This is a genomic window from Coleofasciculus sp. G1-WW12-02, assembly GCF_040219735.1.
Classification (GTDB): Bacteria; Cyanobacteriota; Cyanobacteriia; order Cyanobacteriales; family Coleofasciculaceae; genus Coleofasciculus.
The window spans coordinates 1-23,889 of sequence record NZ_JAVJRX010000198.1; the positions used below are offsets into that span (position 1 = coordinate 1).

At 43.6% G+C, this 23,889-nt stretch carries 18 protein-coding genes; 16 read left to right on the forward strand and 2 right to left on the reverse strand.

The genetic code is table 11. From position 1 onward, the window contains the following. Positions 1–292: 292 nt before the first annotated feature. Both RID09_RS31055 and RID09_RS31060 read right to left on the reverse strand, forming a co-directional pair. On the reverse strand, positions 293–736 hold the full coding sequence (locus RID09_RS31055) for a DUF29 domain-containing protein (RefSeq protein WP_446339758.1): 444 nt from the start codon (positions 734–736) through the stop codon (positions 293–295). Between the two features lie 204 nt (positions 737–940). Continuing rightward, positions 941–1,381: a DUF29 family protein gene (locus tag RID09_RS31060; RefSeq protein WP_446339759.1), complete on the reverse strand. Its 441-nt coding sequence runs from the start codon at positions 1,379–1,381 to the stop codon at positions 941–943. Positions 1,382–1,824: 443 nt separating this feature from the next. Between RID09_RS31060 and RID09_RS31065 the strand changes: the two genes are divergently transcribed. From RID09_RS31065 to RID09_RS31140, 16 genes are all read left to right on the forward strand, one after another. Beyond that, positions 1,825–2,679: a hypothetical protein gene (locus tag RID09_RS31065; protein ID WP_446339760.1), complete on the forward strand. Its 855-nt coding sequence runs from the start codon at positions 1,825–1,827 to the stop codon at positions 2,677–2,679. 172 nt (positions 2,680–2,851) lie between these two features. After that, entirely contained in the window at positions 2,852–4,786 is a 1,935-nt protein-coding gene (locus tag RID09_RS31070; protein WP_446339761.1) for a polysaccharide biosynthesis protein, read from the forward strand. A gap of 26 nt (positions 4,787–4,812) precedes the next feature. Further along, the gene (locus RID09_RS31075) at positions 4,813–6,798 is read left to right on the forward strand and encodes an O-antigen ligase family protein (RefSeq protein ID WP_446339762.1); all 1,986 of its coding nucleotides are present in this window, start codon (positions 4,813–4,815) and stop codon (positions 6,796–6,798) included. 545 nt (positions 6,799–7,343) lie between these two features. Next, the gene (locus RID09_RS31080) at positions 7,344–8,633 is read left to right on the forward strand and encodes an ABC transporter ATP-binding protein (protein WP_446339763.1); all 1,290 of its coding nucleotides are present in this window, start codon (positions 7,344–7,346) and stop codon (positions 8,631–8,633) included. Positions 8,634–8,684: 51 nt separating this feature from the next. Next, complete coding sequence (locus RID09_RS31085) at positions 8,685–9,902, forward strand: class I SAM-dependent methyltransferase (protein ID WP_446339764.1); 1,218 nt, start codon at positions 8,685–8,687, stop codon at positions 9,900–9,902. Then, entirely contained in the window at positions 9,899–12,367 is a 2,469-nt protein-coding gene (locus RID09_RS31090) for a glycosyltransferase (RefSeq protein ID WP_446339765.1), read from the forward strand. The genes RID09_RS31085 and RID09_RS31090 overlap by 4 nt, the downstream gene beginning before the upstream one ends. Positions 12,368–12,369: 2 nt before the next feature. Next, a complete protein-coding gene (locus RID09_RS31095; protein WP_446339766.1) occupies positions 12,370–13,311 on the forward strand; it encodes a class I SAM-dependent methyltransferase in 942 nt (313 codons plus the stop codon). Next, a complete protein-coding gene (locus tag RID09_RS31100; protein WP_446339767.1) occupies positions 13,311–14,471 on the forward strand; it encodes a glycosyltransferase family 4 protein in 1,161 nt (386 codons plus the stop codon). Before RID09_RS31095 ends, RID09_RS31100 begins: the two co-directional genes overlap by 1 nt. A 10-nt stretch (positions 14,472–14,481) precedes the next feature. Then, positions 14,482–16,161 carry a hypothetical protein gene (locus RID09_RS31105; protein WP_446339768.1) on the forward strand — a complete coding sequence of 560 codons (1,680 nt, stop codon included), beginning with the start codon at positions 14,482–14,484 and terminating at the stop codon, positions 16,159–16,161. A gap of 57 nt (positions 16,162–16,218) precedes the next feature. Further along, positions 16,219–17,112, forward strand: a complete 894-nt coding sequence (locus RID09_RS31110; protein ID WP_446339769.1) for a class I SAM-dependent methyltransferase — start codon at positions 16,219–16,221, stop codon at positions 17,110–17,112. Next, positions 17,109–18,536 (forward strand): protoporphyrinogen/coproporphyrinogen oxidase, encoded by a 1,428-nt coding sequence (locus tag RID09_RS31115; protein WP_446339770.1) that lies wholly within the window; start codon positions 17,109–17,111, stop codon positions 18,534–18,536. Before RID09_RS31110 ends, RID09_RS31115 begins: the two co-directional genes overlap by 4 nt. A 1-nt stretch (position 18,537) precedes the next feature. Then, a complete protein-coding gene (locus RID09_RS31120) occupies positions 18,538–20,052 on the forward strand; it encodes a B12-binding domain-containing radical SAM protein (RefSeq protein WP_446339771.1) in 1,515 nt (504 codons plus the stop codon). Positions 20,053–20,246: 194 nt separating this feature from the next. Next, positions 20,247–20,948, forward strand: coding sequence for a glycosyltransferase family 2 protein (locus RID09_RS31125; RefSeq protein WP_446339772.1), 702 nt, complete (start codon positions 20,247–20,249; stop codon positions 20,946–20,948). A 55-nt stretch (positions 20,949–21,003) separates the two neighbouring features. Then, positions 21,004–21,387, forward strand: a complete 384-nt coding sequence (locus RID09_RS31130) for a DUF2304 domain-containing protein (protein WP_446339773.1) — start codon at positions 21,004–21,006, stop codon at positions 21,385–21,387. A gap of 63 nt (positions 21,388–21,450) precedes the next feature. After that, positions 21,451–22,602 carry a glycosyltransferase family 4 protein gene (locus RID09_RS31135; RefSeq protein ID WP_446339774.1) on the forward strand — a complete coding sequence of 384 codons (1,152 nt, stop codon included), beginning with the start codon at positions 21,451–21,453 and terminating at the stop codon, positions 22,600–22,602. Between the two features lie 23 nt (positions 22,603–22,625). After that, on the forward strand, positions 22,626–23,783 hold the full coding sequence (locus RID09_RS31140; protein WP_446339775.1) for a glycosyltransferase family 4 protein: 1,158 nt from the start codon (positions 22,626–22,628) through the stop codon (positions 23,781–23,783). Positions 23,784–23,889 lie beyond the last annotated feature (106 nt).

A 23,889-nucleotide genomic window follows, 5' to 3' on the forward strand; every position in this document is an offset into this window, starting at 1 on the left:
CCCACCGCCAAAATATTTTATATCATAAAACCTGACATTAAATCAAGGCACAGCAAGGATTTAAAGCAACTTCAAGCGTAAAAAGATTGCAATTATTTGTTTTTTTTAGAGGTAATTTATCATAACCACTCTAGAAGAGCCAGGTTTAAATGCCGAACAGCTTAACCCGGAATCAATGATAACTTGGTGGGTTACGGTGGATTTATTATTGAACGGTTCATTTCCTAAATTTAGTACCGCCTAACCAACCCTACGGGTTATGGCGGATTTATTATCACAGTAGTTAAAAAAACTAACGGCAATCCGGCAGAAAACTTTGAGCCAAAATCTCTTCTATCTCAAAAGGACAGGATAAGGGAAATGTCCTCTCAGGAAGACCCGTTTCTCGACAGGCATCCCGCACAGCTTTCGGATACACCCTTGCCAATCCCTGCTCCAACTCGCCTCTTAAACTCGGACTATCTAGCAATAGGGCTTCAATTTCATCGCGCTGATGATCAATTGTCACCAGCCAACTTTTGCTTTGTTTGTCAGGTTGATATTGCCACTTGAGCAGGTGCATGACTAAAATCTGTAAGCGGCTGCGAAGTTGACGGAGGTCACGCTTGCCCATACTTTCTAACTCTTCGGCAATATGCTCAACATCAATTTCGGACAAACGACCTCGCCGCAGTAATTCTACATTTTTACGAATCCAAGCATAGAAGTCCAGATCGTATTCAGCCTCTAGATTCATCGTTCTCATACTCCAAATCACTTTTCTGTCTTGTTGGGAGTGTAGGGGCGGGTTTGACTACTATCCTTTCCAATGAACCAGATGTAACTAAACCCGCCCCAACCCATTCTGGCACGGTGGCAAGAAGTCCAAGCCGTTCTTGAATTGTAATGCCCAAGTCTGGTGGAAGATTTTCGAGGGTAAATTAACTGTAGGGCATACAACCTAATTCGATGGGTCTGAGTTAGGTAAAATGAGGAGCATGGCGCTATCAATAATACTGTTGCGGTCAATCATGTTCCCTAAAGTTTCTGGAGCATAAAATCCTTCAGCGACTTCGAGAGATGCGCCATTGAGGGCTTGTTCATAGGCTTCTTCTATGGCGAGGCGCAATTCCTCCGGTTTAAGATAATAACCGCCTGCTTTGCGTCGTTTATTTTTGCTCTGTATCTCTAGGACACAATTCCGAATAGAGACATCCCAAGAGCGGGTGGTGCGGTTTTCAGCTTGTTGTTTGATTGAATGGAGGAGCAAAATCTTGGCGTAGTTACGAATATTATTGATTTTGTCGTCTCTACTCATTTCCTCCAATTCTTCAACAATGACCAATGCTCCAGAAATATCACCTTTGAGGAGTAAACCTTTCAACTCTAGTAGTTCTTCCATTGGCTTGCCTAATCTAGATTTGATGGATTAACCTTACGCCTGGAAACCGTTGGGACGCCAAGCCTTTGTATGTGTCAACTTAAGCTAAAAAGCCATGCTGATAAGCCTTTCACCCTCATCCCATAACCCCTCCCTAACCCTCCCCTTACAAAGGGGAGACGCAGTTGGGGAACCATCACATTTGGAACACGGCTCCCTTCTCCCCTGGTGGGAGAGGGGCTGGGGGAGAGGGGGGTTCACCTTAAGTTGACACCACCATTTTAGCTGTGTCAGTCCAGTAGAACCTCACATCCCTACCCCATCAACAATGGCACCAGGGTTACTGATTTTCCCTTGTAAGTCTAGAAAGGTTTGATTGATATCAGCCATTGAGTTCAATCTCATGACGCTACAGCTAGACGCTGTATGCTAATTGTAATCATGCTTATCGGTGTAGGAGAAATATGGAATTGAGGCAAAATACACAACTGAGAACGATTGAGGATGAGGATGAAATTTCCTTACTCGATATCATTCAGTTTTTCCGCCGCAACTGGAGGTTTATGGCATGGGGAACTTTGGGACTCTCAGCCGTCGCGATCGCTCTTTCCCTGCTAATGCCCAAACAATACCAGAAGCAGCTCACCCTCTCAGTCACCCCGGTTCCCATCTCCGTTTCCGGTATCCCTGGCGTTGATATCCAGCAAGCCAGTAACCAAACCGTGAAACTGTTGGAGAATCACTACGACAAAATCGACGAAACTGAGGTCAAACCCAACTATAACACCGAAACCCAGCAGATTGACATCACCGTGCGATCGCCCGATACCCGTTTTATCACTGAAGCTGGCACCCAAGTCTCTACCCTTCTCCAGCAGGAGTTTCAAGCCATATTTGGTCAAGCGATCGCGAATAGTCTCTTCAGCATCGAGTTGGAAATCAGCAAACAGCAACAGGTGCTCGAACAGCTCGAACAACAAATTGCTCAAGTTCGTGACTCCAATGGTATCGATCCAGAACGGATTAGAACCACTCTCAGGCTGGAGGCGCTAGAGACACAACGAGCAGGAGTTCTAGCTCACATCGCCGCCCTAGAATTTGACAAACAGTATCTCGAACCGGCTCAGGAGAATCTAGCTGAGTTTACCTCTCAAATTATTTCTATCCAACTCTTAAGCGAATCCAAAGTCGAACCGACGCGCTCCCTAGTACAAATTGCCGTACTGGCTGCGATCGCCAGTTTCATGGTTGCCATCCTTGCTGCGATTATCCGCGATCAAGCCAGACGCCTTAAGGATGAGTTCTCCCAGAAAAAGTAGCGACGCTTAGGGAACTAAAGTTCCCACTACGAACCTGCTGAGCGATCATAACCGAAAACGTTTTGAGCGACTGATATTCTGGTCTATTGGGAACAAAAGTGATCCTAGCCAGGACGTTAAAGCCAATGTATCATACCTTGTTGCAGCCAGTATTGCCTTAGAGGTGCCGTTCATGCCCCAAAAAAGGCTCTTTCCTTCCGCATATCGATTGGGACAACTCGGACTCGATGGATTTGTAGCTTGGTCAGCTTGTAGCCTTGCTTTCTGGTTCCGTTTTGACGGTCATATTCCCGCTTCTCACCAAACCCTGGCTTGGATGCTTCCCCTCTTGGCGATTCCAGGGCGTTTGCTGTTTCACGCCACGTTTGGTCTGTACAGGCAAGTCTGGCGTCTGTTTGGACTCAAAGATGCCACCACCCTTTGTCAGTCCATCACCCTATATTCCTTACTACTTCTAGTCATCACTCGCTTACTGATTCCCCGTTTTACCTCCTTTTCGGGAATTCCGTTGGGTGTGGCTGTGATTGACTGGAGTTTTTGTGTGATGGGGATGATAGCCCTGCGCTATGCCCGTCGTCGATTTGTCCTTTACCACCCACGCGATCGCACGGCTTCACCTAAAGAGCCCCAGCGGGTACTATTAGTCGGTGCGGGGCGGGCGGGATCACAAATTGTCCAGGAAGTCAACCAAAATCGCCAGCTTAACTTAGAAATTCTTGGCTTTCTGGATGATGATCCCACGAAGATGGGACGTAAAGTGGAGGGTATACCTGTTCTCGGTGCGACATCCCAACTTGTACCCATTGCCCAACGCCTCAACGCCGATGAAGTGCTAATTTCTATGCCCTCGGCTAAGGCATCCCAAATCCGTAAAGTGGTGGATCTCGCCCAGGGTAGCGCCTTGAAGCTGAAAGTATTACCGGGACAGGCAGAACTGTTGTGCGATCGCTCGCTGACCCCCCAAGCTAGACCCATCCAAATTCAGGATATCTTGGGACGCCCGGAGATTAAACTCGACTTTGCCGATGAATTTAATCAGCAATTTCCCTCCGCGCGATCGCAAGTCTATCAGCGCACGGTTCTAGTTACGGGTGCAGGCGGTACGATTGGTTCAGAAATCTGTCGCCAGCTTGCCCGTCTTGACCCCCAACACCTCCTATTACTGGGACGCGGGGAAAATAGCATTTTCAACATTGAACAAGAACTGCGCCGAGACTTCCCCAACCTGAAAGCAACGCCGATCATTGCCGATATCCGCCATCAGAGTCGTATCCAGACCATCTTCCAAACCTGGCAACCTCAAATTGTCTTCCATGCGGCGGCTCACAAACATGTTCCCTTAATGCAGCATAACCCTACTGAAGCCCTGGAAAACAATGCTTTGGCTTCGGCTCACCTGGCACAACTGGCGGAACAACAGGGTGTAGATACCTTTGTCCTCATTTCTACCGACAAAGCCGTTGATCCCTGTAACTTTATGGGCTTAAGCAAGCGCTTAGCTGAACTCCTGGTTAAAGCGTGCGCCGCCAAAAGCCAAACCCGCTTTCTTGTGGTGCGCTTTGGCAATGTTTTGGGAAGTCGCGGTAGTGTTATCCCAATTTTCCAGGCACAAATTGCCAGAGGTAGTCCTGTCACCGTCACTGATGCCAATATGACCCGTTATTTCATGACCACTCCTGAAGCCTCTCAGCTTGTGATTCAGAGCCTTGCTGTTGGACAATCCGGTCAAACCCTAATTTTGGATATGGGTCAACCTGTAAAAATCTTAGACTTGGCACAACAAATGATCCAGTTAGCGGGTTTCATGCCAGAACTGGATATCCCAATTAAGATTACAGGATTGCGTCCCGGTGAGAAACTGCATGAATCGTTAGTCTGTGCCACAGAACAAGTCATACCCACCGCTCACCCCAAAATTCTAGCAGTTTCCAGTCAACCGCCAGCACCCTTATCTCAGCAAAAGGCGATCGCGACTCTCTTAGACGCGACTACAACTAGCTTACCTCCTGACTGTCTCTGGAAAACCGCCCAGCATTGTATTACTGTTCTGGAAGATTACCCTGTCTGTAAACAGTCAGAAATGGAACAGGGAATCGGTAACAGATAATACTTAAGTTCAATGTATATTCGCTGATGACTAAGGTAATAAAATTTCACTTTTTAGCTTCAACAATTTTTCTGATTAGTTGCTTCATTATCCAAGTTTTTTTCAACGCTTATAACGCCTTACATTGGGTAAATGTAGTCCTATTTTTAGGAATATTGATATCAACGGTAATTCATCCTCTTTATGGTATTGGTATTTTAGTATTTTTACTTCCCTTCACAGCAGGTGTTTTCCCTCAAACTCAAGCCCTATTTAATATCGCCATTCCCATGGCAGATATTTTGAGCCTAGATTGTGTGATTGGGGTTTTATTCGGGCTATTTCTTCTATATGTTTTTACCAAGCGATTAAAAATTGATCGGAATACAGACCGAGATCAAGCTAGGATACTTGAATTCCTGCTAATTGCTTTTCACCTTGTTATCATTATAACCGTCGCGATCGCTATATCTCGCAATCTTTACCAGTCTGTATCTCCCTACTCGGTTAAAGGATTTTTCTACAATCTTGCTAATATCCGCTACCTCAGCTTTCATGATGACTATTTTCCGCTCAGAGATCTGGTTATTTTTACCGCTGCGATTATACTCAGCATCAGGTTACTCAGCCTAATCCGCACTCCGTCACAGTTAAAACAAAGCCTCTTAATACCTCTGGCTATCGCGACAACTATCATCTTAGGTTATGCGCTGTGGTCAAAGTTAACGGGACTTGGCTACAACCGAGATGGCGTCGCGCTGGGTGTCAACAGCTTTCTCCCCGATATTCACGCTTATGGAGGATTTGCCCTAGCCGCTGTTATGGGGGGACTCTATTATTTAAGCAGCACTAATGTCCTGATTAAATGGATAGCCGGGGCTTTTTCATTACTGGCGGTTGCTGGAGTCGTTGTTAGTGCTTCTCGCTTTGCGATCGTCATGTTAGGTATTGTCGTTATTAGTTATTTATTTTTTGTTTTCCGAAATAAAAACCGAGGTAAGCTAACAACAGTTGTCTTGAGTTTTATTCTAGTTTTAGGAACAGCTTATTTAAGTATTCACTGGGATAACAGAGGCTTATTCAGCAGACTTTATTCAGTGTTACAATCTCAATCTTTTGAAGACTTCAACACTGCCCTAAGTCAGCGACCCGAAATATTTCGTTCCAATCTATTAATGTACAGCCACTATCCCATTGTGGGTTTAGGTAAGGGCATTTTTTATCGCCAAAGTTCAATTGCTGAGTTTAGCCAGTCTGATTTCTTTGCAACATATAATGGAGAAAATGCCCATAACTATTTTCTGCAAATTCTCGTGGAAACGGGTCTGGTTGGGTTGGTTATTTTTTGTTCTTTATTTCTTTACCAAGGTCTGTACCTAAGAAATCGACACACGGGAATCATAACTATACTGATATTGGGACTATTTTCGGGGAATATCTATGGTCATTCCCTGTTGATACCTAACCTGCTTTTCTTACTGTTTATCTTGCTAGGAGCATCCAATGTAAATGAACAACAAGAAAAATCTATTGCCCCGATAATCCGGCTTATACCGTTGCCTAAAGCTTGGCTTTATTTCCTTATAGCAATGACAACAGCCATAGTCGTCGGAGCCATTTATGAAGTAAAAACTAGCTATGGTAAACTTCCTTTCCAATCACATTTTTTCTGTTACAAACCTGCTGAATACAGTGACCGCCAGACTAGCGGTTTGTTTGAAGAAACCTATACAGTCACTGGAAATTATCTCATGCTCAATTATATTGTCCATCATGCCGATGCTCAAAGGCGTCCTCTGACTATTGACTTCAACTTAGAACAACAAGGACAAACGATTTATTACTACCAACGCTTGATTAATTCTCCAGGTGAGTATCAGGAAAGTTTGGATATCTCTCAATTAAAAACAGGCTCTAACATTTCACTGCAAATTAAACTATCAAGGTGCTTCACACCGATAAATTTGGGAGTTAGTTTAGATAAAAGACCTTTGGGTATTCAGTTAAACAAGGTTTTGCAGGATAGCAGATAACTTCAAGATAGACAATTGGCTCAGCCTTTTTTCAAAAAGGCAATGAATTTAAAAAAAGTTGCTACTTCTGATCCAAAACAGACTCCTGTTCGCTCTGATTTAGGCTCAGTCAAATAAGTACAAACTACACCCGACACCCGACTTACCCAAAGTAGAATGGTACTGATTTAAGGCTGGTGGACAATGCCCACCCTACGGTATATCAAGGGTGGAGGCACTGCCCAAATGCTTATCGAGCGTGCTACTAACCCTAAGCAGGCAGAGGAAGCATCTTTGTGTAAGTCTTAAAGATGTTGGAACTGCACGGGGTAAGCAGCGGTCAGTAATGGCAAGACCATAGGAGCATATTACCTTTGTCGGCTGGGTAACGCTTACGCTCTACCCAACCTCCAAGAACATTTTGTGTTCTGACTTGTTCCCAAGACCTAGCGAGGTGCGCTAGGTAAGTTTATTTGGTAGTGTTTTAGTGTGGTGTGTGAATTGAACAGCGACGCGATTAGCGTCAGCTGATGTCCTCTAGAGGTTGCTAAAACCCTAATGGTGTGATGAGTGAGATAGCGATTTCATTGACAAATGTCTCCAAGTGCTATAAGCGCTATGACCGTCCCCTCGATAGACTCAAAGAAATAGTACTGCCAGGAAAGAGCCGCGCCCAAGAGTTTTGGGCATTGCGCGATATCAACCTGGAAGTTGCCCCAGGGGAGACTTTGGGTATTGTGGGACAGAATGGTTCAGGGAAAAGTACCCTGCTACAGATCATAGCCGGAACGCTGACACCAACGACAGGTGAGGTGTGGGTTAATGGTCGAGTTTCCGCCTTATTGGAGTTAGGGAGTGGGTTCAACCCAGAGTTTACCGGACGGCAAAATGTCTTTTTTAATGGTCAAATTCTGGGATTAAGTCGGGAAGAAATAGCAGCAAAGTTTGATAGCATTGCGGCTTTTGCGGATATCGGTGATTTTCTCGACCAACCCGTGAAAACCTATTCCAGTGGAATGGTTGTTCGCCTAGCTTTTGCTGTGGTGGCAAATATTGATCCCACTATTCTAATCATAGATGAAGCTCTTGCCGTCGGTGACGCTCGGTTCCAAGCGCGTTGCATGAAACGAATTCGCCAGCTTAAAGAGCAAGGCGTAACCATTCTTTTTGTTTCCCACGATTCAGCCAGCATTAAAATGCTTTGTACTCGTGCGGCATTGATAAATTATGGCTCAATCATTGAGGTGGGTCAGCCTAAACGAGTTATTGATCATTATACAGCGCTATTGAGTTCAGATAAGTCCTGTAATCATCAACAAATTATTTCGCCTAGAGAAAGGCTAGAGTTCGATCATTGCCAACCCGAAACTTCATCAAACCGAACCCTACCTGAATTACATGAATACAGACATGGTACCCGAATTGCCGTAATTAATGAGGTCAATATTACCAATAGCTATAACCGCAAGGTAGAGACGATAGAAACGGGTTCTCGGTTTAATATTCAGGTAAAATTAGCCGTTAATGCAAATCTATCCGATTTGGTTATTGGTATTTCCATTAGAAACTTAATGGGGTTGGTTATGTATGGCACGAATACTCAATTATTGAACTGTCAATTGCCCCAGCTTGACAGGGGACAAGAATTGAGTGTAGGATTTCAAATTCCTTGTAACTTACATAAGGGAATTTATACAGTAACCATAGGAGTTCATTCTCAAGAAGGGTTAAGTTATGACTGGATTGATGATTTAGTCGTGTTTGAAGTGAGCAATGGCAATCATTGTGAAGGCGTCGTCGATTTGCAAGCCGAGGTTCAGGTCAAACCTGAGGCTGTTTTTTGTCTGACCCCATAATTTCAAAAATTTAACCCAAAAATTACTCAAGTTTCTTTCCTGTTAGTAAGTATGATTGAAGCAAATAACCCAGAAATTGATGTTGACGAATTAATGAAAAAAGTTCGGGAAGAGGTAGCAAAACTTCAGAATAAACCGTTATGGAAAGAAAAATCTACTGGCATTAATTTGCAGCCGAATAATGGCATCAACCTGCGGATTATTTCCCAAATACAGGCATTACTCAATAATGCCGAATCTAAGTCTCAAGTTCGCACAGAGTTTCCGGAAAAACTGAATCGTTTTCCGTTTACAATCAGCCGAGATTTGCAGAGGTTTGTTTTGAAACTTTATACCTTTCTCTTTAAAGAGCAACGTGCTGTTAATTTCTCTTTAATTCAAGCTCTGAGAGAGTCGCTAGCTTTGAATCAACAGTTGAACCAGCAAATCGCGGTTCTTCAAGATAAAATTAAGTCTATGGATGAGCGTCATCTTAAAAAATACAGTAGTATCAAAAATGATTTAACTCAACAAAAGCAAGTAATTGCCTGTTTTTTAGATGAGACACGTCCTTGGTTCCCTGAACATTTTACTTCAGATCAACTGCAAACCTTCCAAGAAGAAAAAGGCTTGTTCGATGGGTTTTATGGAGTCCTTACAGATCATTTTCGTGGGAGTAGAGAGGAAATATTGGCTCGATTAAAGGTCTACTTACCCCGAATTGCTGAAGCTAAAATTGGAACACAAGACTCGCCTATCTTGGATATAGGATGTGGGCGTGGGGAATGGTTAGAGTTGCTGCTAGATGCGGGATATGTGGCACAGGGTTTAGATCTTAATCAGATTATGGTGGAGCAGTGTAAAACTAGAGAGCTTGATGTTATCGAAGCGGATGCATTAACTTATTTACAATCTCAACCTGATGGTAGCCTGGGTGCAGTTACAGGATTTCACTTGATCGAGCATTTACCTTTTCCAGTTTTAATCAACTTAATTGAGGAAAGTGTCAGAGTATTAAAGCCAGGAGGTTTAGTCATCTTTGAAACCCCAAATCCTCAAAATGTCTTAGTGGGAACGCATAATTTCTACCTTGATCCCAGTCATCTCAAACCTTTACCGAGTGCTTTAGTGAAATTTATGCTAGAACACTGCGGATTGGCACAAGTAGACATTATCAACCTCCATCCTTATGATGAATCGTTTAAACTGAGTGGTTCTCCAGTTGCAGAACGCTTTAATGAGTATTTCTATGGTTCACAAGATTATGCAGTGATTGGGTACAAACCATGAAACCCCTGGCTATCGTAACACCTTGGTTTGGTAAGAATTTAACAGGAGGAGCCGAGCAACAAGCGTGGCAAATAGCTACCCGTTTAGCACGTCGGGGTCATAAAATTGAAGTGCTAACTACCTGCTGTCGTTCCTTTCATGATGACTGGGCGGTGAATCATCTCAAAGCCGGAGTTAGTCGGGAGAATGGGTTACTCATTCGGCGGTTTCCGGTGAGTCGTCGCGATCGCGCGGCGTTTGATCAGGTGAATCGGGTTATGCTAAGTTTACCCCCTTGTCAACTTAAACCCGGGGTTAATCCGGTTAAATCTGGGGAATCAGCTATTTTTGCCTCGGAAAATATTAATTCACCAAAATTGCTGAATTATTTGTCCAAAAAAGCCCAACGCTATCAAGCATTTCTATTTATTCCTTATCTGTATGGAATAATTTTAAACGGACTGCCTATTGTGTCCAGTCAAGCGTTTTTGCAGCCCTGTTTGCATGATGAAGTTTATGCTTATCTGCCAGAAATTGCGACGATTTTTCATCAGGCAAAGGGTTTATTATTTAATAGCGACGGTGAAGCTCAACTGGCGAGACGGTTATACGGTGCCGGGATTATTCCCAAAAGTGTAGTCGTTGGGGAAGGGATAGAAGTTAGTCAGGATGAGCCTTTAATTAATAGGGTAGATAAAGAATACCCAGAACGATTTATTCTTTACTTAGGGCGTCGTGATCCCACCAAAAACACACATTTTTTAGTCAAGTCTTATCTCAGATTCAAACAGAATTATCCGAACTCGCTCCTGAAATTAGTCCTGGCTGGTTCAGGTAATCAATCCTATGATCACTCAGAACAGGGTGTGATTGATTTAGGTTTAGTAGGTGAACCGGAAAAAGCCGCATTACTTACCCACTGTATCGGATTATTTCAACCCAGCCGTAATGAAAGCTTCTCCCGTGTAATCATGGAAGCCTGGTTTTACGGGAAACCTGTGGCGGCGAATCGAGACTGTTTAGCCACAGCGATGGCGGTGGAAGCCAGTCAAGGGGGTTGGTTAGCGGGGAGTGAGGGAGAATGGGCAGAATTATTTGCCAAAATTGATCAGATGGCAGAGGAACAACTGGTAAGCTATGGGGCTAGGGGTCAAGCTTATGCCCAAGAGCATGCCGTATGGGATAAAGTGATTGAACGTTATCAAGTTGCCCTAGGATTATCTCGCCCGGTTAGAGTCTGTGATTCTGAACCCAGCGATAGCGGAGTGAAGCATCTCACCAGATACTTCCCTACAGGGAGCTTATCCTGTCAGGTTGTGAAGGATTCCACCAACCCTGACAAAAGCTCGGTTACCTGCCGTGAACAGTATAAGCCAGTCAAACAGCTTTTACAGCCGACTAGACGGGGAAAACTCAAGCAAATTCATCAACTTCTGCCCAATCTAGCTTATGGGGATGCCATCTCAAATCAGGCACTAGCCATTCGAGATTATCTGCGTCGCTGTGGTTATCACTCCGATATTTTTGTTCGCTATATCGATGAGCGAGTTGCCCATGAAGCCAAAATCTTTAACCCAAATCACATTAGCCCGCAAGATGGGATCATCTACCACCATTCGATTGGCTCAGAACTCACCGACTATGCGATCGCGCATCCGGGTTCAAAGTGCTTAGTCTATCATAATATCACGCCTGCGGAGTTTTTTCGACCCTACAAACCCGAATTTGCACAACTGCTGGAAAAAGGACGTGCTCAATTGAAGCAATTGGCTCAATCCTTTCCTTTATCCGTAGCCGATTCTGCCTATAATGCGGCGGAACTCGCAGGGGTTGGGTTTCATCAGCCAGGGGTGTTGCCGATAATCGTAGACCCCAGCAAATGGGATATGCCTGCCGATGCTACTTTGATGGAGCAATTACAGGATAGCAAATCCAATTTACTTTTTGTTGGTCGTATTACCCCCAATAAATGCCAGACTCATCTGGTAGAATCATTCCACCATTACCTGACGATGGATCAAGAGGCGAGGCTAATTCTGGCTGGATGGGGAGATGCCAATGATCCCTATTACTGTCACCTTCTGGATAGAATACAAGAACTCGGTTTAAAGGATTATGTTTTAGTTTCAGGACTCGTTAGTGAACCTCAATTGCTTGCCTTTTACCGAACGGCACACCTATTCTGGTCGATGAGTGAACACGAGGGGTTTGGTGTGCCATTAGTTGAAGCGATGTGGTTTGATATTCCGGTTTTGGCATATAAAAGTAGTGCTGTCCCGGAAACATTGGGCGAAGCCGGCATTCTGTTTACTCATAAAGATGACCTAATTCAGGTTGCAGCTTTAGCGAAGTTATTAGTCAAAGACTGGAGATTGCGAAATACTGTACTCAAAGCTCAACAGAAAAGACGAGATAGTTTCCGACAGGCTATAGTTAATCAAAAGATCCTCAATCTATGTACAAACCTAGAAAATTTTAAAAATTAAAAATGGATAAAATTATTCAATATACAAAAAAGATAAAAGATAAAGTTAAAAACAAATTGAATGTAACGCCAAATAAATTATTTCCTTTGAACCCCGAATTGCCTCTGCCTGAAGGAGTGAGTGAGGCGGAACTCCGGGATTATTTAAAGTCGGTTTTAGTCGCTGATGCTCCTCCTCAAGAAATGGCGAATTACTGCGAGCAAGATTTTCGACGATTTGTCTATACCTACGGTTTAGTCCGGGATGTATCGGGTAAGTGCTTAGAATTAGGCGCTAACCCCTATTTCACCACTCTGCTGCTCAAAAGATTTACTCAACTCGAATTAGTCTTAGCCAACTATTTTGGTTCTCATATCACAGATTACATTGTTCAAAAAGTAAACTACAAAGATTTTCACAGGGGCAAAGAATGTTCAACAGAATTTAAATCATTTCACTTTAACATAGAATGTGATAAATTCCCTTTTAAAGATGGCGAATTTGACGCTGTTTTATTCTGTGAAATTATCGAACACTTACTAATAGACCCTGTCGCCGTTATCCAGGAAATAAAACGAGTATTAAAACCCAATGGGGTGCTAGTATTGACAACTCCCAATGTCAGCCGCTTGGAAAATGTTAGTAAAATGATTGCTGGGGCTAATATTTATGATCCCTATTCGGGTTACGGATATTATGGCAGACACAATCGCGAATATAATAAGCACGAGTTGTATTTGTTACTTAATTATATGGGGTTTACAATAGACTCAATGTTTACGGCTGATGTCCACGAAAATTCTGCCAATCATTACTGCTCAGTCGCTCAATTACAACCTTTTTTGAAACATCGAGAACTGGATTTGGGACAATATATTTTTGTGCGGGCGCTCAACCAGCAAAAAGCCGGGAAGAAAAAGCCTGCTTTTTTATATCGAAGTTATCCTGAAGACCAGCTAGAATAATGCCTAAAGTTGCCTTTGTTGTTCAACGTTGCGGATTGGAGGTTAATGGGGGTGCGGAATCGCTCTGTCTTCAGATTGCCCAAAGGATGTCTCAGTATTGGGATTTAGAAATCCTAACAACTTGTGCTTTGGACTATATGACTTGGCAGAATCACTATTCGCCAGGAGTTTCAGACGTATTGGGTGTAAAAGTGCGGCGTTTTCCGGTAGCAAAACCCAGAGATATCGCCAGTTTCAATCGGTTATCTGATAAAATTTACGCTCGGATCAAAACGGTCTCGCTAAAGGAGCAGGAGGCTTGGATGCAAGCTCAAGGACCCTGGTCCCCTGACCTGATCAACTATGTCAAAGCGTATCAAGATGAGTATGATGCGTTTATCTTTTTCACGTATTTATATGCGACGACTTATTTTATCTTACCCTGGGTGGCTCAAAAAGCGTATTTAGCGCCTTTAGCTCATAATGAGTGGACGCTATATCTGAGTATGTGGGATAGGTTGTTTGAAAAACCCTGTGGGTTTATCTTCAATACGCCAGAAGAACGGGATTTGATACAAGCACGCTTTCCCAATGCTAAGTGTGAAGGACCAATTGTGGGAGTGGCGGTAGAACCCCCCGATGTTTATAGTGCAGCAGCGTTTCGGCACAACTATAAGATTGATGAGCCATTTTTGTTGTATATTGGCAGAATCGATCCGTCTAAGGGATGCGAGGAGTTGTTTGGTTATTTCATGGAGTTGCGATCGCAGGAAACAAAACCCAGAAAGTTAGTCTTACTAGGAAAGCCCACTATGCCCATTCCCCAGCATCCCGATATCCTCGCGTTGGGGTTTGTGGATGAGCCAACCAAGTGGGATGCGATCGCGGCTTGTGATATTCTAGTCATGCCATCGCCTTATGAAAGTCTTTCTCTGGTTTTGTTAGAAGCTTGGGCTGTGGGTAAGCCGGTTTTAGTTAATGGGCGATGCGATGTTTTAGTCGGACAGTGTAGGCGGGCGCAAGGGGGACTTTGGTATAAGAATAAGGATGAGTTTCAGGTGATTCTAGATTTAATGGGTGAGCCAGTCAGGAAGCAGTTAGGTGTGCAGGGGAAAAAGTTTGTGCAAGAAAATTATACGGGGTCAAAAATAGAAAAAGACTATTTGCGAATAATTGGGTAATTGTAAAAAAATGCTCAAAACTATATTCAATAATACTATATTTTATATTGGATTGCTTTTAGTCATTACTCTGAACTTGCCTTATTCAGGTCAAGGAGAGGTGGTACAAGTAACTTGGTCGGATCAAAGTGTTTTTTTAAAGGCACTTCAAGACGTTTTAGCAGGCAAGCCGTCTTTGCTGATAGAAAATGGTGTAGTCGGTTCAGGTTATACGACACTAGGAGTTATTGTGACCCAGGTTACGGGTGTCAGTCCCCAAGCAGCTTTGGTATTACTGAATCGATTTTCTTTTGTCTCAACAGTTCTCGTGTTTTTTCTGCTATCTAAAATTATCACTCGTCAAGGATTAAAATCAATAAACCTAGAGAAGGGCGTTTCTTCCCCAAGGACATACATTCTTCAAAAAGATTCTAATTTAATCGCCTTAATTTATACAATTACCTTATTATTTTCAGCCCATTTCGTTTCATTTTCTGACATTCCTTGGTCTCATTTCCCCGCCACCTTACTTGCCCTGTTAGGCATCCTGTATATTTTATATCTTGATAATAATTTTAAAAAGGGTAACTCTAAAATAAGTTTGTTCGGGTTGAGTATTTTCGGTTTAACGTTGGGACTTCTTACCCAAGTCCGTTCCTTTGAAGGAATTGCCCTATCAATAAGTGTGATAATTTGGTGGTTCTTCGTGAGCGTTAACGCGATTAAAATGAGTGGCATTAAAAATTACTTTAAATATAGTGTTGGATATTTAATTGTCGTTACTCTGTCTTTCGCGGTGACGTTTTACGGTAGTCTTGTCGTTACCCACCAAACTAGCGTTCCCTTACTTTATGCTAGTTCAAAAGCACAAAATCCTTTCGCTAGGGAAATATTTACCACTTACCCCGATAATTTTTGGGTTAAATTTGTTCAAGTGTTTATCGATCCCAACTTTTTTAGTCTCAATCAAAGCTATAAAATTAAACCGCTAATTTTTGGCTTTGAATTTGATTCTTGGCGGATGCCGTTTTTGTTGCAAATTCCCAGCTTAATGTATAGTATTCCGGCAAGCTTTTTACTCGTGATAGTTCTAGTCATCAAAAGGAAAAGTAAAGCATTGGTAGAGCCTAATATTTTAATTCCTATACTGGTTGGTTCGATTTTAACATTAGCTTATATTTGTAGCCCAACGTTTGGTAGTCCTCATTTAAAATATGGCGTTGTCCGTAACATGATGTTAGTAAGCTGGTGTTTTGCACTTGTAGCAAGTCCTGGTAATTTCTATCGTTACCTTGTATCAAGGGATAATCTATCCGTATTTTTAATGCCAATATTTTTGCCTATTGTTGTCGGTATACTCTATGGTCAAATTCTGGTTAAATCTGGATTTATAGAATTTAATTATATGCATATAAAAGAAATAAAATTAGAGCAAAAATGTCAACAATTAACCTGTTCAATAAACGTAAAAACTTATAACCCCAAAGGAAAGCCAATACAGCCCCCCTACCAACGTTACATTGTTACAGGAAGTTGTCCGTCAACGGGAAAAATAATGGCAACAACCTTATCAAGACAAGGGCAGCCGTTTACATTACTCCCCTGTCCAGAACGTTATAAAGTGGATGTCTATCCGATTAATATGGGATTTGCCGGAACCCCAGAAGTCCCTATTTCGTGGCAATTTACCCCGCCACCTTCTCAGAAATAGAGATATTGCCGATAAAGACGTTAGCTCAGTTGACTGCACAAGAACATATCCTAAGTTATGAAAATAAAAGTTCTCTGTCCTGTCTGTGACTCCAATCAAAACAAGGTTAAGTATGAACCCTGGATAGACATTCAAGATCCCCAGAAGCTTTACGGCGCCGCCTCAGGTGTTCCGGGTACTCAACGGCTGGTTGAATGTGAAAACTGTGGCATGATTTATGAAACTCCCCGTTTTCCTGATCCGGTTATTTTACAAGGGTATTTACTATCTGAGGAATCGGGACATGATAGTCAGTATCCGATGCGCGTCGAAAGCTTTTATCGAACCTTATTATCCCTGGGTTCTCGGATTCCGGCAAAAGGCGCAACGGTTCTGGATATTGGTACGGCTGGGGGAGCGTTCTTGGAAGCCGCTCAACGGTTTGGTTACAATGCTGTGGGATTAGAACCCTCACAGTTTTTAGTCGAACAAGGGAGAAAACGCGGACTGAAGATAGAACAGGGAACTCTGGACAATCATCCCTTTGAATCGGCATCATTTGACCTAGTATGCCTTTGGGATGTGATCGAACATCTGACCCATCCAAAAGCTGCACTTGAGCAAATTCAAACATTACTCAAGCCAGGAGGAATTCTGCTGATTAATTATCCCGATATCGGCACTTGGCAGGCAAAATTAGCAGGTCATCGATTTTGGTGGATTATTTCCGTCCATCTGCATCACTTTACCCGCCAGACTCTTAGCACGATTTGCCAACGCACGGGTTTTCAGGTGTTCCATTTTCAACCCTATTGGCAAACGTTACAATTTGGCTATTTGGAAGATATGGCAATCCTCTATAAAATTCCGTTGAGTCAGATATTGAAACAACTCACCCCCCGGTTGATTCAACAGATTCCGATCCCTTATTATGCCAGTCAAACCACGGCTCTGGCGCGAGTTAAACCATGACAGTTTATATCCTCGGCGGTGGACCGGCTGGGCTAGCCCTCGCTCACGGTTTAACCCAAGATAGCAACGCCTCTTTTGTTCTGCTTGAACGGGGGTCGAGTTTGGGAGGACTCGCCCAAACCATTCATTGGTCAGGAAACGGCTTTCATGACTTAGGTCCCCATAAAATTTTTACACTCAATCAAGACTTAATGACGCGAGTCGAACGCCTTTTGCCTCCTGAAGACTGGTTGACTCGCCCCAAGAAAAGTAGTATTTTTATGGGCGGTCACTTTCTGCCCTATCCCCCCTCACCTTTTTCACTAATTCAGGTTTATGGGTTAGCCTCGTTTTCGGTAATGGTTTGGGACTATGGACTGGCTCAGATTAGTTCTGTGGTTACCTCAAAAAGTCCCCTAACCTTTGAAGCCGATTTGCAGGGGCGGGTAGGGAAAAAGCTCTATGACGCCTTGTTCAAACCGATTGCGCTAAAACTATGGGATGATCCAGCCCAATTAGATGTCAAACTGTCTCAGGGACGAGTGCAAACCCCATCCCTAACGGAATTGGTTAAGCGATTGCTCAAAATTAGCCAATCGAGTAATTTTGAAGCGTTAGAATTTCGCTATCCTAAAGGCGGACTACAAAAACTGTGGCATGCGATCGCGACTCAAACCAGCCACCAAGGTGAGTATCGGCTGAATCAGGAAGTGTGTCACCTTAGTGTGGAAAATAATACCATCCAAAGGATTCGTTATCGCGATCGCGTCACCGGATCGGTTCAACAGATTCAGGTGAACCCAGATGACTGGGTGGTGTCTACACTCCCCCTACTCAAACTAACCGAACTCATGGGTGATGCGCTTGAGCCAACGACAACGGCTCGGATGCAGGAGATTATTCAGCTCAACGACCTGATCCTGGTATTTTTAAAGATAGACCAACCGAGCTTATTGGATGAGTCTTGGGTCTTTGTTCCTGACTCAAACATCGTGTTTCATCGGCTTAGCGAACAGGAATCGTTTGATCCACAGATGACTCCAGGGGGTAGTATTATTTGTTGTGAGGTGATGGGATCAAAAACCAGAGCCATGAGTCAATGCTGTGACAGCGACTTAATCGCCCTAGCTAAGCAGGGGTTAAAAGATATGGGTTATACGGGATTTTCCATACTTGATCAACGGGTCATCCGTCTCCCTTCGTCCTATCCTGTCTATAAGTCAGGGTTTGAGCCTGTGTTAGACGGGATTCTTAATCAACTGGATCACTTCGCTAATTTTCGCACCATCGGTCGTCAAGGTTCATTTAACTATATTGGCACGTTAGATGCGATGGACATTGGCTACGGTGCGGCTCAATGGCTGATTCGGCAAATGACAGGACAGCAGGAGTATAGCTGGAAACAGGAACGGGAAAGAACCAGTCATTATCCAGTCCTTGATTAATATGAAAATCACGTTAATCTCTCCACGACTGGCGGTACAAAAAGGAGATTTCCTGGGTTCTGGAGTCCCCTATTTGCCCCTTGAACTTGCAGTTTTAGCTGCGTTTTTGAGGGAACAAGGATATCCTATCTGTGTCATTGACCTTTTTGGCAATTCGCCTACCACCCTGGAATCCAGGCGCGATCATTACCTGCAAGGTGAGCCTTTCACGAAGTTTCTTTACACTCCTGAGATTGAGCAAGCCGATCTGGTGATAATTTACGCGATCTCAGTCATGTCTCATCAGGAAATTCTGGCGATTATTCGGGACTTGCGCCACTCTCACCCTCAAAGTGCGATCGCGGTATTGGAAAATTCCCAAGCCGTTACCGCTTATGCAGTTTCTCAATTGGCTGAGGACTTCTTTGATGCGGGTGTGGATGCACTTCTATGTGGTGAACTCTACTGGAATTGGCATGAAATTAGCACCTACTTACAGGATCGCCAAACTGTTCCTGTTCCGGAAAACGTGATCGTGTCAAACCAACCCCCTAGTCATATCTTGCGGCGGAAAGTGGAAAAGCATCCCACCTATCCGATTCCCGCCTGGGATTTATTCCATTTAAATAATTATTGGTCGATTCCCTATTCCCACGGACCGAAAACCAGACGCTTCCTCCCGATACTCACATCACGGGGTTGTCCCTATCCGTGTGACTTCTGCGTGGTTCCCGAAACCAATAACCAGCAATGGCGCGAGCGCACGGCGGAGGAAGTGGTGACCGAAATGATCGTGCTGCGCGATCGATTTAATGTCCGTCATTTTCAGGTTGAGGATCTTAATCCCACCGTGAGACATTCCCGATGGCATAAAATATGCCAACTTCTGATTGAACGCCAAGCCGGGATATTTTTCTACTTTGTCAGTGGCACCAAAGCGGAAACCGTAAAATTAGAGCAAATTCCCCTTTATGCTCAAGCTGGATGTCGTTACATTTCCATTAGCCCTGAATCCGGTAGTCCGGCTGTCCTTAAAGCCATTGGCAAACCCTTTAACCATGCTCATGGTTTAGCCTTAATCGAAGCCTGTCATCGTCATGGAATTTACACTCAAGCCTGTCTTTTAGTGGGTCATCCCGCCGAGACGGTAGCTGATTATGAATTATCTTGTAATTATTTACGCGCAATGGTTCTGGCTGGACTCGATGAAGTTGCTATCTTTATTGTCGCCCCTTTAGCCGGGAGTCAATTACATCGTCAAAATAAAATTGAACTGGATGATTCAGAAAGTTTGACCAGCTTTAGTCCCCAAGGAAGACGAGGATGGGAGGAGTTAAAACACCGTCGCCGCAATCTGATTCAAATCTTCTTTTGGCAGAAGCTAAAAAGGGGAGCTGGAATCTGGTTACAAGGAATTAGAGCGGTGTTAGGAACACCCCGCACCAAAATGGAGAACTTACCCCGCAGAGTTTTATTTATCTATTGGCTTATGCTCAAGAATTATTGGCTTCAGTTGTTGTCCTCTATTTCGTTCTAGATTGGCTTATGCTCAAGAATTATTAACTTCAGTTGTTGTCCTCTATTTCGTTCTAAAGCTTCGCTTCGGTAACCCATAAGCCATAAGTCAATGGTAGGGACTTTCTTTAGCCGCTCAAGCAAGCTTGTTACCAACAACTTCGCAACCACACCCGCCCTTATTCATAAGTCATAAGTCATAGACCCGGTGTAACCATGACCCATCCTAGCACCATTTTAATTATTCCCTGTTATAACGAAGAAAATAATGTGGGTAAGCTCCTTCGTGAAATCCAAGACTTAAATCTTGGCTACGACACCCTGGTTATTGATGATGGGTCTCAAGATAATACTTATGCGGTAGCGAGTCAGTTGTCTCCCTGTGTGAAGCTATTAACTAACTTAGGAATTGGTGGTGCTGTCCAAACAGGGATAAAATATGCACTACAACACAATTATGAACTCTGTGTTCAAATTGATGGCGATGGTCAACATCCTCCTAGCCAAGTTTACCGTTTAATGGAAAGCTACCTAACGTCACCCGCAAACTTAATTATTGGTTCTCGCTTTCTTCGGGAAAAAGGGTTTAAATCTACCTGGAAACGCCGCCTAGGAATTAAGATAATTAGCCGGGTCATTCAATGGCTTTTTCAGCATAAAATCACCGATCCGACCAGTGGATTAAGGATGATGGACAGAAAAGCAATTCAATTATTTAGCACTGAATACCCCCATGATTTTCCCGAACCGATTTCATTGGCTGTAGCCCTTGAACGGGGTCTTAGGGTACGGGAAGTTGCCGTAAATATGCGTTCAAGAGAGCAGGGTTTTAGTTCTATTACTGGAATCAAATCATTTCTTTATATGATCCGAGTGATTGGATATTTAATTTTAGTGAGAATGGGACGACATCTGTAACTATTTCATCCCCTATTTATAGAAGCTCTTGATGAATAAAACGCTTGTTTAAACGATGAATTATACCCCGACACCGCAGACCGTCGTATCTGTCCTAATCTTTATTGTAATATATTTATTTGTATTGCTAAAAAAAACAATTAAGAATACGATAGATTTATACGATTTTTTCCTGCTTTCTTCATTAGCAATATTTCCGGGTATATTTGTTTTTACCCCTAAACTTGTAGTATATTTAGCTCATATAGTCGGGGTTGAGTTTCCCTTCATCATACTATTTTCAGGCTTATTTGTTTGTGTTTTTATCTATCTTTATCGTTTAATAATCAAAGTCAACAAACAAGAAAAATTAAATTTACTTCTTATTCAAGAAATAAGTTTACTCAAACAAGAGATTGAATTAAGGCAGGTTATTTCAAACAAAAAATCCGAAGAATAAGCTTGATTGTGGAGTAGGTATTGAATCTCAAAGGAATTAAACTAAGTAAGTTGATGAATATTTATGTATCACATTGGAATTGATGTTACTCCTCTATCCAGTAAGCCCAGTGGTATCAGTTTTTACGTAGCCAACCTAATCCATTATCTTTATCCTATCCAATACAACGAAAATTTTCAACTTGCATTAATCTACCAACCTAGACTCAGAAACTGGCTACGCCTCCACCGAGACTTTCCCAACTCGCTTTCTCGCTATTCAAACCGCTATTTTCTGCCTTTACCCGTTAGAATTACTAACCTTCTTCTTGATTACTTTCCCTACATTTTCTCAAGCCATCTCGGACATGATCTGGACTCTCCCACAATTATACATGGGACGAACTATACCATTTTTCCTTATCCGAATAGTCTAAAAGTACTGACAATTTATGACCTGACTTTTCTTAAATATCCTGATTATATTGATTCCGTAGTTAAGACCTATTCAAAGCGCGTACAAAAATGTCTAACTTGGACAGATTTAGTGATCACAATCTCCGAAAGTTCCAAAAATGATATTATTGAATATCTCAACGTAAATCCCGACCGCATCCACGTCACGCCCCTAGCCAGCCGCTACGCTTCTGATGTAGTTTTTCCCTCTAACCCATCTGTTAACTACGACTTCTCCTACCCCTATATCCTCTTTGTCAGCACCATCGAACCGAGAAAAAATATTATCACCCTAATTGCTGCTTTTAACCACCTCAAACAAAACCATAAAATTGAGCATCATCTAATCCTCATCGGTCAAAAAGGCTGGCATCATAAACCCGTATTTGCTGCCATTGAGAACTCTCCCTGGAATCACCATATCCATCATCTTGACTACCTCTCAGATGAACGTGTTGCCCTTTTCTACTCTAAAGCTGATGTCTTTGTCTATCCCTCCCACTACGAAGGCTTTGGTCTTCCGGTTCTCGAAGCCATGACCCTAGGCGCACCTGTAGTTACCTCCAATACCTCCTCTCTCCCGGAAGTCGCTGGAGATGCTGCCCTTCTCATTGATCCCAACGACCCCATACAGTTAGCAGACGCTATCTTAAAAATCATCAGTGACTCCCAATTATGCCAGGACTTAATTCAAAAGGGCAAAGAAAGAGCTAAATTATTCTCTTGGGAAAGAACGGCGAAAGCAACCTTAAACGCCTATAAATCTCTACTCAGTTCATAAATTCCTCAATCCATTATTTAACCTTGTCTGATCACCTTTTAGTCAACCTCTCCATTCTATTTTCCCAACCCACTGGTATCGCCACTTATGCTGCCAACGTATTCCCCTACTTAAAACCCCTGAATCCCACCCTGCTGATTTCACCCCTCGCCTCAAACCACTTCCCCCTCGCCTCTGACTTTATCGGCTACCCTGTTCCCGCCAATCTCAGCCCCGCCCAAGGAACAAAAGGTCACTTCCGTCGCCTTTTATGGACTCAACTCCAACTTCCCCGCCTCTACCACAGCTTAAACTCCCCCCTCCTCTTTTCTCCCATCCCCGAAGCCCCCCTTAATCGCAATTGTGGCTATGTCGTCATGGTTCATGACCTAATCCCACTACGCTTTCCCAAACCTAACTCCCCCCTCACCCCCTACTTCCGTTACTACATCCCCCAAGTCCTCACCCAAGCCCAACACATTATTTGTAACTCCATCGCCACCGCCAGAGACATTACCGACTATTACCCTATCCCCGCCACCAAAATCACGCCCATTCCCCTAGCTTACGACGCCAACCACTTTCGCCCCCTCTGCGTCCCTCTGCGCCACCCTCTGCGCTCCTCTGCGTTTCCTAAAAAGCCCCACGAAGCAACTTCAGCCCACCCTAACCCCTACTTCCTCTACATCGGACGTCATGACCCCTATAAAAACCTACACCGACTAATCGACGCCTTTGCCACACTTCCCAACTGCGGCGACTATGAACTGTGGATTGCTGGGTCAAGTGATCGACGTTACACCCCTAAACTTCAATCCCAAGCCAACCACCTCGGTTTAAGCCATCAGGTTAAATTTCTCAACTATGTTCCCTACAACCAACTACCAATCCTCCTCAACGGCGCGATCGCACTTATCTTTCCCAGTCTCTGGGAAGGCTTTGGACTCCCGGTTCTAGAAGCCATGGCTTGTGGCACTCCGGTAATCACCTCTAACCTCTCCGCCCTCCCAGAAGTCGCAGGTGATGCGGCTATCCTAGTGAACCCTTACAACACCTCAGAACTCGCGGCGGCTATGGACTCTATCGCCATCGACAGCCAACTGCGATCGCGCCTTAGCACCCTCGGACTCCAACGCGCCCGCCAATTTAGTTGGGCAAAAACCGGACAGAAAACCGTTGAAGTCCTGCAAAAGTACAGTTAAAAAAAAAGAGGTGGGGAAGTCCAGTGTATCCCAACGCCAAATTAAAAATTATGGCGTGGGTCTTATTGCTTCCCCTCTCCCCCCACAACTAGATAAATCTGTCCTT